Source organism: Nonomuraea sp. NPDC051941 (genome assembly GCF_044593615.1).
This window is the reverse complement of sequence record NZ_JBIUCF010000062.1, coordinates 39,958-57,710: the sequence shown is the minus strand read 5'-3', so window position 1 is coordinate 57,710 and position 17,753 is coordinate 39,958. Positions and strand designations below refer to the sequence as shown.

14 protein-coding genes are annotated in these 17,753 nt (G+C 69.8%); 9 read left to right on the top strand and 5 right to left on the bottom strand.

Features of this window, described 5'->3' with window-relative positions; all coding sequences use genetic code 11:
* Positions 1–85: 85 nt before the first annotated feature.
* Positions 86–1,279 carry an SGNH/GDSL hydrolase family protein gene (locus ACIHFD_RS58760; RefSeq protein ID WP_397374356.1) on the top strand — a complete coding sequence of 398 codons (1,194 nt, stop codon included), beginning with the start codon at positions 86–88 and terminating at the stop codon, positions 1,277–1,279.
* A gap of 225 nt (positions 1,280–1,504) precedes the next feature.
* On the opposite strand, the gene ACIHFD_RS58755 is transcribed toward ACIHFD_RS58760, so the two are convergent.
* From ACIHFD_RS58755 to ACIHFD_RS58740, 4 genes are all read right to left on the bottom strand, one after another.
* Complete coding sequence (locus ACIHFD_RS58755; RefSeq protein WP_397374355.1) at positions 1,505–2,341, bottom strand: alpha/beta fold hydrolase; 837 nt, start codon at positions 2,339–2,341, stop codon at positions 1,505–1,507.
* Between the two features lie 39 nt (positions 2,342–2,380).
* Positions 2,381–2,518, bottom strand: coding sequence for a hypothetical protein (locus ACIHFD_RS58750; protein WP_397374354.1), 138 nt, complete (start codon positions 2,516–2,518; stop codon positions 2,381–2,383).
* A gap of 40 nt (positions 2,519–2,558) precedes the next feature.
* Positions 2,559–5,684: an amidohydrolase family protein gene (locus ACIHFD_RS58745; RefSeq protein WP_397374353.1), complete on the bottom strand. Its 3,126-nt coding sequence runs from the start codon at positions 5,682–5,684 to the stop codon at positions 2,559–2,561.
* A gap of 273 nt (positions 5,685–5,957) precedes the next feature.
* On the bottom strand, positions 5,958–6,338 hold the full coding sequence (locus tag ACIHFD_RS58740; RefSeq protein WP_397374369.1) for a peptide chain release factor family protein: 381 nt from the start codon (positions 6,336–6,338) through the stop codon (positions 5,958–5,960).
* Between ACIHFD_RS58740 and ACIHFD_RS58735 the strand changes: the two genes are divergently transcribed.
* From ACIHFD_RS58735 to ACIHFD_RS58700, 8 genes are all read left to right on the top strand, one after another.
* Complete coding sequence (locus ACIHFD_RS58735) at positions 6,337–7,011, top strand: hypothetical protein (protein WP_397374352.1); 675 nt, start codon at positions 6,337–6,339, stop codon at positions 7,009–7,011. The genes ACIHFD_RS58740 and ACIHFD_RS58735 overlap by 2 nt on opposite strands.
* A 194-nt stretch (positions 7,012–7,205) precedes the next feature.
* Positions 7,206–8,789, top strand: coding sequence for an ABC-F family ATP-binding cassette domain-containing protein (locus tag ACIHFD_RS58730; protein ID WP_397374351.1), 1,584 nt, complete (start codon positions 7,206–7,208; stop codon positions 8,787–8,789).
* Positions 8,790–9,031: 242 nt separating this feature from the next.
* Positions 9,032–9,328 carry a hypothetical protein gene (locus ACIHFD_RS58725; RefSeq protein ID WP_397374350.1) on the top strand — a complete coding sequence of 99 codons (297 nt, stop codon included), beginning with the start codon at positions 9,032–9,034 and terminating at the stop codon, positions 9,326–9,328.
* An 81-nt stretch (positions 9,329–9,409) separates the two neighbouring features.
* Positions 9,410–12,655 (top strand): BTAD domain-containing putative transcriptional regulator, encoded by a 3,246-nt coding sequence (locus ACIHFD_RS58720; RefSeq protein WP_397374349.1) that lies wholly within the window; start codon positions 9,410–9,412, stop codon positions 12,653–12,655.
* A gap of 449 nt (positions 12,656–13,104) precedes the next feature.
* Positions 13,105–13,263 (top strand): hypothetical protein, encoded by a 159-nt coding sequence (locus tag ACIHFD_RS58715; RefSeq protein WP_185067519.1) that lies wholly within the window; start codon positions 13,105–13,107, stop codon positions 13,261–13,263.
* A 205-nt stretch (positions 13,264–13,468) separates the two neighbouring features.
* Positions 13,469–13,981 (top strand): peroxiredoxin family protein, encoded by a 513-nt coding sequence (locus tag ACIHFD_RS58710; protein WP_397374348.1) that lies wholly within the window; start codon positions 13,469–13,471, stop codon positions 13,979–13,981.
* Entirely contained in the window at positions 13,978–15,822 is a 1,845-nt protein-coding gene (locus ACIHFD_RS58705) for an ABC transporter ATP-binding protein (protein ID WP_397374347.1), read from the top strand. The genes ACIHFD_RS58710 and ACIHFD_RS58705 overlap by 4 nt, the downstream gene beginning before the upstream one ends.
* Entirely contained in the window at positions 15,819–16,319 is a 501-nt protein-coding gene (locus ACIHFD_RS58700; protein WP_363971669.1) for a S26 family signal peptidase, read from the top strand. The genes ACIHFD_RS58705 and ACIHFD_RS58700 overlap by 4 nt, the downstream gene beginning before the upstream one ends.
* Positions 16,320–16,925: 606 nt before the next feature.
* Here the strand turns inward: ACIHFD_RS58700 and ACIHFD_RS58695 are convergent.
* Complete coding sequence (locus ACIHFD_RS58695) at positions 16,926–17,753, bottom strand: helix-turn-helix domain-containing protein (RefSeq protein WP_397374346.1); 828 nt, start codon at positions 17,751–17,753, stop codon at positions 16,926–16,928.

Below are 17,753 nucleotides of genomic sequence, written 5' to 3'. Positions count from 1 at the left end.
TGTGAGCGCCGTGTTTGCCCCATGTCAGAGACCCGCCCCAGTCTTCGGCATGCCGTACCACCATCACGAACAACGGAGGCAACAGATGACCATGACGAACGACGCCGGCAGCTGGGTCCGGAGCTGGGGCGCCTCGCCCCAGGCGGCCCACGACGGGCTCGGCTCGCTCGACGACCACCCGCCCCTCGCCGACGTGACCCTGCGCCAGGTGGTGCGCATCAGCGGTGGCGGGCGCCGGGTGCGCATCCGCTTCACCAACGAGTTCGGGACCGCGCCCGTCACCATCGGCGCGGCGCAGGTGGGCCTCGCGGTGCCCGGCGGCGGGGTGCGGCCGGGCAGCGAGCGCGTGCTGACCTTCTCCGGCGCGTCGGCCGTCACCGTCCCGGCGGGGGCGCCGATCCTCAGCGATCCGGTCGACCTGCCCCTGCCCGCCCTCGCCAAGCTGTCCATCAGCCTCTACCTCCCTGGGCGTGTGGAGACCTGCACCTGCCACGACCCCGCCCTGGAGACCGGCTGGACGATCCCGGGCGACACCGTCGCCGCCCCGACCCTGCCGGAGAACGCCGAGGTTCTGCCGGTGCGGGCCCTGATCTCCGCCGTCGAGCTGCTCACCGACGCCCCGGCCAAGGCCATCGTCGTGGTGGGCGACTCCCGCACCGACGGCGCCGGCTCGACCCCGGACACCAACCACAGCTGGCCGGAGCTGCTGGCCGAGCGTCTCACCGAGCGGGGCGTGGCCGCCGGCTACGTCTCCAACCAGGGAATCAGCGGCAACCGGATGCTCAACGACGGCATCGGTGTCGCCGCCCTGGCCCGCTTCGACCGTGACGTGCTGGCGACGCCCGGCCTCGGCTACGTGGTGCTCTCCGTGGGCGGCAATGACCTCGGCATCTCCTTCGCCCCACAGGACGGTCCGCTGGCGGATTTCCTGAAGATGTTCCCTGGCGCGCCGGTGACGACGGACGACGTCATCGCGGGCTACCGGCAGCTGATCGCCCGGGCGCGCGAACGCGGCGTGAGGGTCTACGCCACGACGATCCCGCCCTACGAGGGTGCGGAAGTCTACACGCCGGCGGGCGAGAGCGCACGCCAGACGGTCAACGAATGGATCCGCACCGGCGGCGCCTTCGACGCCGTGCTGGACTTCGACGCCGTCTGGCGTGACCCGGACCGCCCCAGCCGGATCAGGGCGGACTTCCACGCCGGTGACCATCTGCACGGCAACGATGCGGGCTACCGGGCCCTGGCCGACTCCATAGACCCGTCGCTGTTCAGTTGAGTCAGCCGGCCTGCCGCTGAGAACACCACCTCGCGCACTGGGTGGCAGAGGCAGATCCTGACAAGTACCAGCGGAAGCCGGCGTCGGGTCCTCCAGCGGGGGCGCGCCCCACCGTGGCGAGGGCTGGCCGGGCGGCTCCGGGAGGGCTCAAGCGGGCTCACGCCAAGGTCATGCGGCGGCTGATGCCGCCGCTGACCACCATCCGGTTCCGCGCGGTCCGAGATGTCAGATCTGCCGGCGAAGCCACTCCAGGCCCTCTTCGGCGCGGTTGACAATGGTGAAGTGGCTGTCGCCCGCGCAGAGCCGCAGCTCGGCGGTCGGGCAATGGGCCGCCAGCCATGACCCGTGAGCAGCGGGGATGATCCGGTCCGCGGTGCCGTGCAGGAGCAGGACGGGGGCGCTGATGGTGCCGGGATCACAGCCCCACGCAAGGGTGTAGGAGACGTCGTCGTCGATCTGGCCGTACGGGCCGGCGGCGAGAGCCGGTTCGCCGACCTTTCCCAGCCACCCCCACGGCCCCTCGAACAAGGCCAGATCGGCCGCGGTGAACTGGCAATCGTAGGCGAAGCCCGACGCCTGCAGCGCCGCCCTCACTTCGCGGCCCGCCGCCGCCGTCCCCAGCGCGGCCACGCCGGACGGGACCATCCCGGCGAACCAGTCCAGTCCATCCGCGCCGTACGGGGCGATGCCGGCCAGACTCAGCACCCCCTGGACGCGATCACCCAGAACCGCCGCGCATCCCAGAGCATAAGACCCGCCGCCGGAGTACCCCGCGACGGCGAACCGATCGATGCCGAGCGCGTCCGCGACGGCTGCCGCGTCAGCGGCGACCGACGCGATGGTGCGCCCCGGTGCGACGCTGGAGCCACCGTAGCCCGGCCGGTCGAAGGACACCCAGCGCAACCCCAGCCTGTCGGCCGCGGCGAAGAGCGGCTCCGGAGGCGCCCCCACGTTGGGCGTACCGTGATGCCACAAAACAGGCAGCCGCCCGCTCCCCTTCGAAGCGGTGTCGTAGACGTGCAGCGTGCGGCCCACACCTACCTGGACGTCCAGCTCGATCATCTCATCCTCCTGTCCGCGGTCAACGCTCGCCGCCCTCCCTCAGCCCTGCGGGCGGTAGTACGGAGGGTCGCCCAGGATGATCGGATTGACCATCAGGTTCGCGAGCAACAAGGTACCGGTGAGGGTGGGACCGCCGAGGATCGCGACGCGTCGAACGAGCTTGGCCAGGCCGTTCATCCGGTCGACGTTCGCACCCCTGTTACACGAGAACTCGTGCTCAGTGATCGTCGCAGCAGGCAGTTCGGGCTCCCTCGAGCTGGGCGGGGTCGTTCCACCAGTGGCTCGCCGTGCTCTGGTGGACGGGGACGCGCTCCTTGACCTTGCCGGCAGGCGCGGAGGCCGCGGGTGTCGCCTGGCCGGTGGTGGTGGAGGACGGGTAAGGCGCGAGGAGCTGCTCGACGGTGTGGTGTCTCCCGCCGACGACGACGGCGGTGACGTTGGCGGCGTCCTCGATGCGGGACAGCGGGTCGCCGTCGATGATGGCCAGGTCGGCGTACATACCCTTGGCGATCCTGCCCAGCGGGAGGCCGAGGTAGGCCCCGGACGTGCTGGTCGCGGCGGTGAGCGTTTCGCGCGGGGTCAGGCCGTACTTGACCATGGCGCGCAGGTTCATGTGCAGGCTGATCCCGAGGTGATCGATCGGTGCGTCGGTGCCGGCGGTGACCACGCCGCCGCCGCGGATCATCGCCGTGAGCTGCGCGACCTGGTTGGCGAGGTTCGTCCGGATCACCTGGACCGCCGTCGGGTCGGCGGTCTGCGCCGTGGTGACCGTCGTCCGGAGCTGCGCCATCCGCCAGTTCGGGTAGAGCCGGCGAACCCGTTCGTCGGTGACCAGCGAGGTGTCGTCCCTGTAGAGGGTCGAGGAGTTGAACAGGGTGGGGGTTCTGGCCATCTTCGAGGCGTTGAACATGGAGATGACGTCCGAGTAGGCGGAGCCGACATTCGTGACGGTGCGTGAGTAGCCGAACCGGTTGGTGGCGCCGACGTGCTCGGTCTGGTCGCCGCCCATGGCGATCGCCGGATAGTGGTAATGCGAGCTGACCGGCTTGCCCTGGCGGTGGGCCCAGTCGATGACCTCCCTGTGCCAGGCGACCGGCAGTCGCACGTAGCACTTCATCATGTCGTAGTCGAGGGCGGCGGCCCGCTGCAGTTCGAGCCGCAGTTGATCGTGGGAGTACGTCGGGCGCATGAAGTTGTAGTAGATGCGCGCCCCGTCGATGGCCTCGCCGGTGCCCAGGTAGCGCGGTGCGAGCCGGGAACCGGACTGCACCGACTCGCGCTCCTCGACCATGTGGTACGCAGGTGAGCCAGGCGAGCGCGTCGTGGTGACGCCCAGGGCGAGCCACAGCGGACCCTGCCGCGATCCGTAGGCGTAGCCCTGCATCTCACGGTGATGGTGGATGTCGATCAGGCCGGGCATGACGAACCTGTCGCGGGCGTCGATCCGGGTGCCGGGCCTTCCGTCCCGGTGCGGCTCGATCGCGGTGATGCGCTGGCCTCGTACGATGATGTCGACGTCACGGACGACGCTGTTGGAGAGGCCGTCCCACATGCGGCCGGCGTGAATGACGACCTGATCGGGGCCGGTGTCGTTGCGCCAGGTCAGCCGCATCGGAATCGACCGGGCGGGCTTGCCGTCGAGGCGCACACTCTTGAGACGTCCCTCGTTCAGGTAGAGGAGGGTGGCCGAGTCGCCTGCCCAAACGGGGGCGTCGGTGACCTCCCGGGTGACCTGACGGGCGCTGCCGGTGGGCCGTCCGGTCTTGTCGACGGGCAGGACCCACAGGAGCGATTCCATGGCGAAGGCGAGCATGGTGCCGTCAGGGGACCAGACGGGGCCGTCGTCACCACGCGTCTGCAGGGATCGGTGCGGCGCGGGGTCGATGTACGTGCCGGCACCCGTGGCCCGGTCGACGAGCAGGATTTTGGACAGTCCCTCACGGTAGCGTCGTGAGTACGGCACCACCGCGGCCAGCGCAAGGGTCCTGCCGTCGGGTGACCAGGTCGGGCGGCCTGGTTCGAAGGTGGCGTCGAAGACCTTCTGGATGTCGCCGGTGGCGACTTCCACGACCCACAGGGCGCCGTCCTGGTCCAGGTAGGCGATCTCCCTCCCGTCGGGCGACCACCGGACCGACAGGGCGGCGGAGTCGGTCAGATGGGTCACCTGCCGGTCGGCGCCGGTGTTCAGGTCGCGGACCCAGATATTGAGGGTGCCGGTACGGTCGGTGACGAACGCCAGTTGCCGCCCGTCCGGGGAGAAATCCGGGTCGGCTTTCCACCAGCGGTCACGGAAAAGCGGTTCCGGCGTGCCACCGATGCGCATCAGATAGATGTCGTTGAGCGCGCGGAAGGCGACGGCGGACCCGTCCGGGGACACGGCCGGGCTGCCGATTCCGACGACGGGGAACGACCCGGGCTCGTCGAATACGCGGACCCTCTTCTTGTACTTCGGCGTCGTCGTCGTCAGCGCGGCGGTGAAGCCGATGGTGCCGACGGACGCGGAGTTGAGGCGGCGGACCTTGATGGTGCCCGCGGAGGTGTAGTAGTAGCGTCCGTCCGGGGCGAACCGGGCACGGAACGGGAAGACTTCCTCGCCGGTGACGAGGGCGCCCGCCGTGCCGGCCAGATCATTGGCGCCCGAGTGGAAGAGGTGGTAGGCGAGGTCGGTGCCGTTCGGCAGCCAGGACGGCTGGTGGATGACCTGACCTGTGGGCACCGTGACCGCGGTGGTGCGCGTGCCGGTGGCGACCTCGATGACGTCGATCCTGGTGTCGGCCACGACGAACGCGACCTTCCTCCCGTCGGGTGACCAGGCCGGCTCGTACTCCTCGGCAGAGCTGTCGGTCAGGACGCGGCTCGCTCCGGTGGCGACGTCGAGCAGGTGGATCCCGTAGCTGCCCCCCGCATCGGAGGAGTAGGCGATGGTGCGCCCGTCCGGGCTGTAGCGGGGCTCTCGATGATCGAACGGGCCGGTGGTCAACTGCGTGATCGCGGACCCGTCGGGCCGGATCGTCCACAGGTTGAAGACACCGTCGCGATACGACTGGAACACGATGGTGGATCCGTCCGGGGACCAGTCGGGCTGGGCGACGTCGTACAGATCGCTGGTGAGCCTCCGGGCGGTGCCCCCGGAGGCGGAGCAGACCCACAGCACACCGAGCAGGTCGATGGCGAGCAGGCGGCCGTCGGGCGAGGGCGCGACGCCGAAGTCGGTGCCGGCGGCGACGGATGTCTTACCGGCGTCCCCCGCTACGCCGGCCCTCGCCGGTGAGGCCGGGGCGAGCACGGCGGCGAGGACGGCACCGCCACCCGCCAGGACGGCCCGGCGGGACGGGCGTGACATCGATCCGGAGGTGGAGGTGCTGGGGGGAACCGGTGAGTGAGACATCGGGGCTTTTCACTCCACTTTTCACACATGGTCAGATAGTCATCGAGCTGACACCCTCCTTCGGAGAAGGCGTCAGTGATCGGCTGAACGTGATGACGAGCTATTCCTGGTCCGCGGCGAAACGCGCTATCTGCCTGGCGTTCGTCCGGTTGATCATCGCCACCACCCGCCAACTCATCGAGCAGAGGCGGGCTGATGTGCTCATTGAGGGCAGTGGGACCTGCTTGACTAAAGTATGTGCATAGGAATGTACATACGTCGGTCAACAGAATTGGTCAAGAGGGGCGGGTGGGACGGGATCGCGTCGTGGGTCCGCGTCAGACCGGACAGCCGGGCGTGAACTCGATCGGGGCTGCGCACCTTGGATCGACGACCGCCACTGCTACAACCATCACGGCGGAATCGGGCGGTGGTGACGGTGCGCCCCGCCTCGTCGGCGTGCTCGATGCGCTGTCGCAGCAGCCGCATGGCGATGCGGCGGTTGAGGCTGAACTGTCGCTCGGTATCGACCACGACGACGATCCCCGTGGACCGGTGGGTCGCCCGTACGGCCGTGCCGGCCTTGTTCCGATGTTGACCGCCGGGGCCGCCGGTGCGGCAGGCGACGATGTCGACGTCCGCTTCCGCGAACGTCGTACGCGGGGTGTCGACCTGGCACGGCTCGGCGATGACGTACCAGTTCTTCCGGCCGGTGCCGGCCCGGTACGGGCTGGAGGCCTGCCAGCACAGAATTCCGGTCCACGAGGCGGCGAACGCCTCGGCGCCGTCACCTCACGGCCGCCCCCGCTTGCGGCGCCGCGATCAACGCGATCAGCAGGGACGGCCGCTACGGTTACGCGGTCAAGGGCACGAGGGCGGAGCTGTGGGACCTTCGCAGCGGCAAGAGGACGCGCAGCGGCGCTCCGGCTTCACCACGGCGTACCAGCGGGCCATGCCCGACTTCGTCGCCCAGCTCCGCTTCGACCTCGCCGGCCGGGCCGTCCGCTATTTGAGCGACCGCGGCGTCGTCTACACCGAGGACGTTGCAATGGTGTCCGACCGGCCGTGGGCGCAACTCGAACTCGTCCACGAACAGTGGCTGCCCGCTCCACTCGCTGTGGCCGAACGACAGCTCATCCAGCGACCGCAGGAATCGAGCGCCCTGGGGCGACGGCAGGGTACGGCTGTTCCAGCGGGGATAGGGGCCGCCCACGATCAGCATGGTCAAGAGGCGCTGGCAGTATTCCTCGACTCTCACGTTTTCAGGCAGATGCCCGCTCTGCACGGGTTCGCCAGCAAGTGATGACGGTTCGTGATGGTCGACCTTGCGACCAAAGATCGCTACTCCATTGAGGGAATGGGCGGCCGGTAAATGGATGGCGGACCATCACGGCCTGTCCCTACACTCGGCCTCATGTCTACGCCCCGAATTTCCTAGCCAGGACACCCGCTTCCACGCCACCCGTGTGTCCTCTAGCAAATCCGGAGTGCAGTCCTATGCTCACCCTACGTGGCGTCGACGTGCGTGCGGGCGCCCACCTCCTGCTGTCCGGCGTCACCGCCCACGTCGCCCCCGGCGACCGCGTCGGCCTGGTCGGCCGTAACGGCGCCGGCAAAACGACCCTCATGAAGACCCTTGCCGGAGCGCTCCCGCCTGCGGCCGGCGAGATCGTCCGCACCGGCCCCGTCGGCTACCTGCCGCAGGACCCGGCCGCCGCCGACCCGGCTGTCACCGTCCTCGACCGCGTCCTGTCCGTCCGCGGCCTCGACCAGGTGGTCCGCGACCTGCGGGCCGCCGGGGCCGCCCTGGCCGAGCGCGGCGACGAGCGGGCCATGGCCCGCTACGTCCGGGTTGAGGCCGAGTTCCAGGCCCGCGGCGGGTATGCGGCTGAGGGCGAGGCCGCCCACGTCGCCGCCGGGCTCGGCCTGCCCGACCGGGTGCTGAACCGGCCGGTGGGCGACCTGTCAGGCGGATGGCGCCGCCGCGTGGAGCTGGCCCGGGTGCTGTTCGCCGAGCCCGGCGTCCTGCTGCTCGACGAGCCGACGAACCATCTCGACGGCGACTCCATAGCCTGGCTGCGCTCTTTCCTGGCCGGCCATTCCGGAGGCCTGGTCCTCATCACCCATGACACCGGGCTGCTGGCCGACGTGGTCAACCGCGTCTGGCACGTTGAGCACGGCGCACTGGAGGCGCGCAACACCGGCTGGCACGCTTACCTCGCCGACCGCGAGGCCGACGACCGTCGCAGGACGCGCCTGCGGTTCGCCGCCGAGCGCAAGGCCGCAGCGCTTCACGCCCAGGCCGGCCGCATGCGCTCCAACGTGGCCACCGCGACCCGGGCCAGAGACATGGCCCGGCGCGCGGAACGCATGCTCGCCGAGACTCCCCCGCCCCGCGTCGCCGAGAAGGTCGCCCGCATCCGGCTGCCCGAGCCCGCGCCCAGCGGCCGCACGCCGCTCAGCGCGATCAGCCTGGCCAAGTCGTACGGCGGGCGGCCGGTGCTGGCAGGGGTGGACCTGGCCGTTGACCGGGGCAGCCGGCTCGTGGTTCTGGGGCTCAACGGCGCGGGCAAGACCACGCTGCTCAGGCTGCTGGCCGGGTACGAACGGCCCGACTCGGGACGGGTCGTGCACGGGCACGGGCTGCGTCTGGGCTACTTCGCCCAGGAGCACGACACGCTCGACCCGGCGCACACGGTCGGGCGGCACCTGGCCGGCGCAGCCCCGCACCTGAGCGACGGCGAGGCCCGGACGGTGCTGGGGTCGTTCTTGTTCGGCGGCGACGACGTGGACAAGCCCGTCCGGGTGCTGTCGGGCGGGGAGAAGACCCGGCTGGCGCTGGCCGGGCTGGTCAGCTCCCAGGCCAACGTGCTGCTGCTGGACGAGCCGACCAACAACCTCGACCCGGCCTCCAAGGCCGAAGTGCTGGCGGCCGTGGCCGCGTATCGGGGCGCCGTGGTGATGGTCACGCACGACCAGGAGGCCGTCGCAGCGCTTCGGCCGGACCGGGTGCTGCTGCTGCCCGACGGGGTCGAAGACCTGTGGAACGACGGCTACGCCGATCTGATCGCCCTGGCCTGATCACGCCGGCTCCTCGGTCACGGTTTCGATCGCCATCCTGGGCACCTCGGCTGTGAAGGCGCCGTCCCGCCAGTACACGATCGGGCGGGGCGGCGGTTGCCACCTTGGCAGGAGGAGTGGCCGAAGTGGCGCTCCAGGAGCACGCCAGGGGTCGCCGACGTGCTCTCGGAGTGCGACTGTACCGCTTGGCTTCTCGATCGCGGATGAGGAAGCGGAAGGAGGCGAGCCGCTCGCCGAGGTCCATGAGCAGGTTACGGGCCTGCTGGGCCGTCCAAGCGCCGGTCGGGTTCGCGGTCATGCCCAGGACGTGCGCGCGCCGCGTCGCCATCTCGATGACGAGCAGCACGTACAGGCGCTTCAAGGAGATCGTGTCGGTCGGCAGCCCTTTCGCCTGGACGCGCAAGAACGTCCGCCAGGAGGTGTGGACGCTTCGGGGAGTCGGGCAGGCCCGCTGGCGTCACCAGTCGATGAGCCCGCCCGCGAGGTTTTCCACGATCCCGTCGGGGTCGGTCAGGAGCAACTGGTCGCGTGGGTCATAGACCAGCCGCAGCCGGCGGCGTGCATGGATCTCGCACGGAAGCAAATTGCCCCTGTCGGAGGGGTGGACTAGCCTCGAACTCGTGATCTTGTCCGGTGTCCGATTCCTCCTCCTCGGCCCTCTGGAGATCATCGTCGAGGGCCGGCCCGTCCACCTGACCGGCAGGCAGCGGGCGCTGCTGTCGGCCCTGCTCCTGGACGCCGGGGGTGTGGTGTCCGTGGAACGGCTGGCCGACCGCCTCTGGGGGGAGGACCTGCCGCCCTCCGCCCCGGCACGGCTGCGCGCGCTGATCACGGAGCTCCGCCGGGCGCTCAGCCCCCACGGACGCGACGTCGTCCTCACCCGGAGCCCGGGATACATGATCCCCGCCAAAGCGGCCGCGGTGGACGCCGAGGAGTTCGCCTCGCTGGTGGAGAACGCACGGCACGCGTCCGGGGACGACCGGCACCAGGCCGCGCTGGATCTGTACGATCAGGCTCTCGCGCTGTGGCGCGGCGACCCCTTCGCCGATCTGGCCGACCCGGTCGCCCAGGCCGAGCGGCACCGGCTCGAGGAGCTCAGATGCGAGGCGGCCGAGGGCCACGCCGCCGCGCTGCTCGGGATGGGGCGAAGCCGGGCGGCCATCGCCGGCCTGACGCGGCTCCTCGCCGAACAGCCGCTCCGTGAGCGGCCCCACGCGCTGCTCATGCGGGCACTGCGCGACGACGGCCGGCTCCCCGACGCGCTCGAGGTCTACCGGGACTTCCGGACGAGGCTCGTACACGAGGTCGGGGTGGAACCGAGCGGAGAGCTGCAGCGGCTTCACCAGCGCCTGCTCGAGGAGCAGGAGCCGACGGCCGAGACGGTCACGCGGGCGCCCGTGCCGCGCCAGCTGCCGCCCGTCACCAGCCGCTTCGTGGGCCGTTCCGCGGAGCTGCGGCGCATGGACGCCGGCCGGGTGACGCTCGTGGTCGGCCCCGCCGGTGTGGGGAAGAGCGCGCTGGCGATCCGGTGGGCACACCGCGCGAGCGATCGCTTCCCCGACGGGCAGTTGTTCCTCGACCTGCGGGGCTTCGACCAGCGGGAGCCGATGCCTCTCCCCGAGGCGCTGCAGCTGCTGTTACAGGGGCTCGGCGCGGCGGTGAAGGACATACCGGTCGAGCTGGACGCTCAGATCGCGCTCTACCGCTCGCTTCTGGCGGGACGGCGGGTGCTGGTGGTCCTGGACGACGTGGCCGACCCGGAGCAGGTACGCGCGTTGCTGCCCGCGGACCCCGGATGCCGGGCCGTCATCACGAGCCGCAACCGGCTGGGCGGCCTGGTGGCCATGGACGGGATCGAGCGCCTCACACTGGACGTGCTGGACCACGAGGAGGCGCACCAACTGCTCGCCCACGGCATCGGCGAGGACCGCCTGCTGCGGGAGCCGGACGCCGCCGAAGAGCTCGTGGCGCTCTGCGGCCGGCTGCCGCTGGCGCTGTCCATAGCCGTGTCCTGGATCGGCGACCACGGGCACCGGATGATCGGCCATTACGTCCATCAGCTCGCGGACCGGGGGCGGCTGGTGAGGTTGCGCGTGGAGGGCGACGAGAGCGTGGCCGTCCAGGCGGCCCTCGACCTGTCGCACAACGCGTTGCCGCCGGCGGCGCAGCGGATGTTCCGCCTGCTCGGACTGGCGCGGGGGAGCGGTATCTCTCCTGCGGCGGCGGCCGCCCTGACGAGGACCAGCCGCGAGCGCGCGGAGGACCTGCTCGCCACGGTGGCGCGGATCCACCTGATCAAGGAAACGGGGCCGCACCGTTTCGCCGCCCATGACCTGGTGCTGGAGTACGCCGCACAGCGCAGCCGCGCCGAGGACAGCGCGAGCGAGCGGCGGGCCGCCGTCCAGCGGCTGCTCGACTACTACCTGACCACGGTCATCGGCGCCACCGCGGCGGCCGGCTTCGAAGTCGCGGAGCTCGCCTACGACGGGGCTCAGCCGGAGGTCACGCCGACGACCTTCGACGCCGCGGCCGACGCCCTCGACTGGCTCGACACCGAGTGGGACAACCTCGTGGCCGCCGTGTCGTACGCCGCCGCGCACGGGCCGCGGCCGTACGCGTGGTTGCTGGTCGAGGTCCTGACGGACATCCTGCACCACCGGCGGACCCGTGGAGAGTGGCTGCGTCTCGCGCAGATCGCGCTGGCCGCCGCCGAGGACGAGCGGAACTTCAGAGGGCAGGCGGCGATGCACCATTCGCTCGGACTCGCCCGATGGCGCATGGCCGACCTCAAGGACGCCATGGATCACTACGAGCGCGCGCTGGCACTGTCGCGCCGGGCGGGCTGGCCGCTGGGCAAGGCCAGGGCGCTCCAAGGCTGCGGCGTGGTGCTCAAACAGCAGGGTGAGCCGCACCAGGCCATCCCGCGTTATCGGCGGTCGGTGGAGATCCATCACGCGCTCGGGTCGGTGCGCGGCGAGGCGGGCGGACTGAACAACCTGGCCTCGGCCTACCTCATCCTCGCGCGGCTGGATCGCGCCGAGGAATGCCTGCGGGCTTCCCTTCCCTTGACCAGGGAGTCCGGCGACCGGCATCTCCAGACGCTGACACTGGTCAATCTGGCTCTGGTGCGCAAGAGGCAGGCCCGGTTCCCCGAGGCGCTGGAATCCCTGGAGGAAGCGCTGGCCCTGGCCGAGGCCGACGGGTTGAGGTACGCCGAGGCGGTGACGTACGAGACGTTCGGCTTGGTGCACCGCGATGCCGGCCACTACGAGCGGGCGATCGATGTCTTCGGCCGGAGCCTGGCCATCGCCGGGGAAGTCGGGAATCGGCGGTGCCAGATCGCCTCTCTGACCGGCATGGCGGGAGCGGAGCTGGAGCTCGGCAGCCCGGACAGCGCGGACAGCGCGGACAGCGCGCTCGCCCGCCTCGACGCCGCGCTGGACCTCGCCGAGCACACGGGCATCGACCTGGACGAGGTGTTGCTCGGCCGCGCGGAGTTCCATTACCGCCAGGGCAGGTACGCGACCGCATGGGACGAGGCGGACCGGTCGCTGCAGCTGGCGCTCACGTCTAATCTGCTGAACGTGCCGCGGCTGCACGGCCTGCTCGCCGCCATCCACCTGGCGGTGGGTGACGTGGAGCAGTGCGTCGAGGCGTGCGAGCAGGCCCTGCAGGAGGCGCGGCGATCCGGACAGCGGCTGGACTACGCCCGCGCCCTGATGACACTCGGCCATGCCGTGAAAGGCACGGAGCGCGAGGAGTCCCGACGCCTTTGGGGGCAGGCCCATGCCTTGTTCACGGACATCGGCGCACCGGAGCGGTCCACGTCCGCGGCACTGCTGGGTCAAGCGCCCGAGGCCCTCTGAAACAGCCTCATCGCGCCGGGCTGTCGTTCAAGAACGCTGATCTGGTGGCGCACGGCAAGGATCTCGACGTCCTTGCGTTCGTTATGGTCAGGTAGGCCAGGCGAAGGAGCACGGCCGATCATCATGCCGCACCTGCCTCCCTCTCCTGAGAGGAGGAGCTCGCGTACGCCACTCGAAGCCCTCACAGAGGCATGACCTGGACGGATGCAATTATCGGCAGGCACAAGGTCCCGTCCATCGTCGTGGAATGTCCCCCGGATCATGCTCCCGATCTGCATGTAAGCCCTTTTCGGTCCATGCAAATAACATTGCTTTGTGTCTGAAATGTCAGAAACCTGGCTCCTCTTATCGTTGGGTGGGAATTTAATTTCGACCGTTGCGCCGTAATTCGGAAGACCAGATCATCGTGATCATCATCGTTTCGGCCGCAGGGCTGGAGAGGAGACATCATGATGGGTCTCGTAGATCGTCTGCTTGCACGCGTCGCCCACAAGGTGACCGTGGAAGCCGCCTGCACCAACACCTACTACTGCAAGGACGGGGTCAAGTACCTCCGTTCTTGCTGCCTCGACCAGGGGTGCCAGACGGTCAGGGTCGGCACCTGCTGACGCGGTCGGCATAGCATCCGCGGGCGGCGGCCGGCCGCCGCCCGCGCACCGGTTGAGGCGCGCGGACCGCCTCGCTTGGCCTGCTGGTGCCCGGTGGCTCGCCCGCGCTCGACGGGACGGCCGCGGCAGCCGCCACGGGACAGATCCGGGCGAACCTGATCGCGTCCTTCGACGACATCGTCGATCTCTTCGTGAGGAACCCCTGATGCCCTACCTGACCGCCGCTGTCGTGCTCATCGGCGTGCTGTGCTTGTTGAACCTGCTGCTCACCCTGGGCCTCGTCCGCCGGATACGACAGCTGAGCGAGGGAAACGTCCAGCATGCCGGACCTCCCCTCGCGCTGGGTCCCGGCTCACCCATCGGAGAGTTCGCCGCCGTCACCGTCGACGGCGAACCGGTGTCCCACGACTCGATCGCCGGGCTGGTCGGGTTCTTCTCCGCCGGATGCGAACCCTGCCACAAGCTCCTTCCCCAGTTCGTGACGCACGCCCGCGCCCTCGGACGGCAGAACGTGCTGGCGGTGGTCGCCGGGGACGACGCCGAAATGGTGGCAGCGCTCACGCCGGTGGCCCGGGTGCTCGAGGAGGACTTCGACGGCCCGGTGGCCGGCGCGTTCCAGAACACATGGACGCCGGCGGTCTACCTTCTCGGCTCCGATCATCGCGTCGTCGCCGCAGGCGGTCGCCTGGAGGACCTCCCCGTCGCGTCGTCGGCATGAGCGGCGGCCAGATCGGGGTGCCCGGGGCGCGCAGCCCGGTCGGACTGCGGGAACTGGTCTCGGCCGCGGTGGAGGCCGTGTCTCTGACCTGGCGGTCAGCCTCAGGAGGGGTGACCGGCTATGTCTTCGTGACGTTCGCTGGGGCGGCGGCCCCGATTGTCACCGCATGGCTGACCAAATCGGTCATCGACCGGCTGGCCACCTCTGAAGGCACGGTCGCGGGGCTCGCGCTCGGGCTCGCGGCGGCGGGGCTGTCCGCCGCCGCGCTTCCGGGGATCAGCCGCTACCTGCGCGCTCAGACCGGCCGCCGCGCGGGAGCCGTCGCGACCGACCGGCTCTTCGCGGCGGCCGAGCGGCAGGTCGGTCTCCGGCGTTTCGAGGATCCGGTGTTCCTCGACCGGCTGCGCCTGGCGCAAGAGGGCGCCGGGATCACGGCCGATCTCGTCAGCGGATTGTGTGGAAGCCTGCACGGCGTCTTGTCCCTCATCGGGTTCGTGGGGTCCCTGCTGATCCTCAGCCCCGTCATGACCGCGCTGGTGCTGCTGGCCGCCATCCCGGCGCTTGTCGCCGAACTGCTCCTGTCGCGCAGGCGCGCCGCCATGCAGTGGGACACCGAGCAGATCCACCGCCGCGAGTTCTTCTACAGTCGGCTGCTCACCGGCGTGCAGGCCGCCGTGGAGATCCGGCTGTTCGGCATCGGCGCGTTCCTTCGCGCACGGATGATGACCGAGCGGCGCGAGGCCGACGCCGCCGAGAGCCGGATGGACCGCCGGGAACTGCTCACTCAGGGCGGACTGACGATACTGAGCGCGGCCGTCGCGGGCGCCGGGCTGTGGTGGGCGATCATGGCCGCCCGTCAGGGCTCGCTCAGCGTCGGCGACGTCGCCATGTTCGTCGCGGCCGTCGGTGGTGTGCAGGCCGCGCTGGACACGCTGGTCTCCTCGATCGCGTCCTTTCACCGGCAGCTCCTCACCTTCTCTCATTACGTCGCGGTGACCAGGGCCGAGCCTGATCTGCCGAGCGTGTCGGAGGGGACGGCTCCCGTGCTGCGCCGGGGCCTGGAGCTGCGAGACGTCTGGTTCCGCTACGACGACGATCATCCGTGGGTGCTGCGCGGCGTCGATCTGGCGATTCCACACGGCCGTTCGGTCGCCCTCGTCGGGTTGAACGGCGCGGGCAAGAGCACCCTCATCAAGCTTCTGTGCAGGATGTACGATCCGACGCGCGGCCAGATCCTGTGGGACGGCGTGGATCTGCGGGACATCCCGCCTCCCGCGCTCCGCGAGCGGATCAGCGCCGTGTTCCAGGACCACATGAACTTCGACATGTCCGCCGCCGAGAACATCGGGCTCGGCGACCTGTCCGCCCTGGACGAGCCGGCCCGAATCCGAGAGGCAGCCGTCCGCGCAGGAGTGCACGACACGCTCTCGGGGCTGCCGCGCGGCTACGACACGCTGCTCACGCGCATGTTCTTCTCCGAGGCGGACAAGGGCGATCCCGAAACGGGGGTGGTGCTTTCGGGCGGGCAGTGGCAGCGTCTGGCAGTGGCCAGGGCCCTTGTCCGCGATGGCAGGGATCTGATGATCCTCGACGAGCCCAGCTCCGGCCTCGACCCGGAGGCCGAGCACGAGGTCCACACCAGTATTCGGGAGTACCGGCAGGGTCGTACGAGCCTGCTGATCTCCCACCGGCTCAGCGCCGTTCGGGATGCCGACCTCATCGCCGTACTCCACGATGGGCGGATCGCCGAGTTGGGGCCGCACGAGGCACTGCTCTCCGCGGACGGCCACTACGCCCGCCTGTTCCGGCTCCAAGCCGCGGGATATCAGGAGGCGCGATGACCTGGAGCAGGCTGTTCCTTTTGGCAGGCGGCGTGCTGGCGCTGGGAGCCTCGCTGTGGTGGATCCGCCGACGCTACCTGGTCGCCACCGTCGACGGGCCGAGCATGGAACCCACCCTGCGCTCCGGGGACACGCTGCTCGTCCGCAGGACGAAGCTGGTCCACGCGGGTCAGATCGTGGTCGTCCGGATCGAGGATCCACCGCCCATCGACGGACTGCCACCGGGTCTCGAACCGGGTGGCGAGGACGAGTTGCCGGAGAAGCCGGATCATCCCGGTTGGCGGTTGCTCGTAAAACGGGCGGTCGCGGTTCCCGGAGACCCCGTACCGAGACAGGGCTTTCCGGCGTTTCGCGACGCACCCGAGACCGTCGTGCCCCGGCATGCCCTGGTCGTGCTGGGCGACAATCCGGACGCCAGCTGGGACTCCCGGGACTTCGGTTTCGTGCGAGGTGACGAGTTCGTCGGCGTGATGGTGCGCCGCCTGGCACCGCCCTGACCGCCTCGGTCACGGCACGGGAAGTGGTCAGCTTGTAGCTGCCGGTGCGATGGTCCACGGAGCCGTTATCGGGGTGACGATCGGAACGCTGGACGCGCCGCGGAAGGCCACCGATGCCTCGGCGAATCTCCAGCCCTAGGTGATTGCGAGGAATGCGGCGTTTGCAAAGGAGTCATCGAGTGATGCGATGCCATGCGTGATGGTCGATCGCGGCAGAATCCTTGATCGCCTGGACTGCCTGGTACAGATGACGAGCTTGGCCGTGCCGAGCTTCCGCTGGCCGAGGAAGTTGAACCCGTCGTCGATGTAACTGCGGTCGGCTTGGGAGGTGTGGTGTCCGTGGCGGCGGCGCCAACTATGTGCAGTGCCGCCAACGCTTGATTTATCGAAAGCAGCGCGTCGCCAATGATTTGCTGAACATGTACAGAATGCCTTGTCTCAAACTTCGGTAGGGCTCGCGCACGAATTCTGGGGACTTCGACTGCCTAAGAGGTCGCACAGATAGGCACGGTGATACCCAAGCAGCGAGGCAGGTACGGAGCCCTGACGATCATGGAGTTGCGACGCTCCGTGATCATGGATGGTGCCTTTCTTAAGTACACCCCCTTACTCGGCGGCCACCGTCGCCTGCCACGCGCCCGGGCGCATGCCTGTCGCCTTCCGGAAGAACACCGAGAAGTTGGACGCGTCGGGGAAGCCGAGCGTGTTGGCGCAGGCGGCCGCGGTGAGGCGGTCGTGTGCGAGGAGCCGTTTGGCTTCCAGGACGATCCGATCGACGATGTACGCCTTCGCGCTGCGGCCGGTGACCTGCTGCACCGCTCTTGTGAGGGTGCGGGGCGCGTATCCCAGTGTCCGGGCGTAGTAGCCGGCGTCGTGATGTTCCCGGAAGTGCGCTTCGACGCTGGACCGGAACAGTCGGAAGACCGGATTGATCGACCGTGCTTCGGCGTGGGGGGGCCGGAGCCGGGCGATGAGCGCGGAGAGCAGGATCTCGGGCAGCTGCGTCGAGATATCCCCGGGTGGGGCGGATGCTTCGAGGAGGAGATGGTTGCGCGCGGCGTCGACGTACGGCCAGTCGGCGTCGGGAATGCTCCAGTGTGCGACCAGGTCCGGGGACGCGACGAGCTCCCGGGTGGCGTGGGTGACCGGCGCGGTCGGCACGAACAGCACGACGTGCCCAGCCACGCCGGCGATGTCATCCCATCGGTGCACAGCTCCAGGAGCGACCCACACCGCGGACCGCTCCTGGAGCGGGTGTCGGAGGAAGTCCACGGTGACGGATCCGTGCCCGGCATCGACGACGGCGAGGACGTGGAAGTCGGCACGCTGTGTCCCGCCGTCGTTCAGCTCGCGAAGGCGGTCGAACGTCATGGTTTCGACAGTGGCGGCACGGCGCCCGACGGGCTGGTAGGTCATCTGCCGGATCACGGTCAT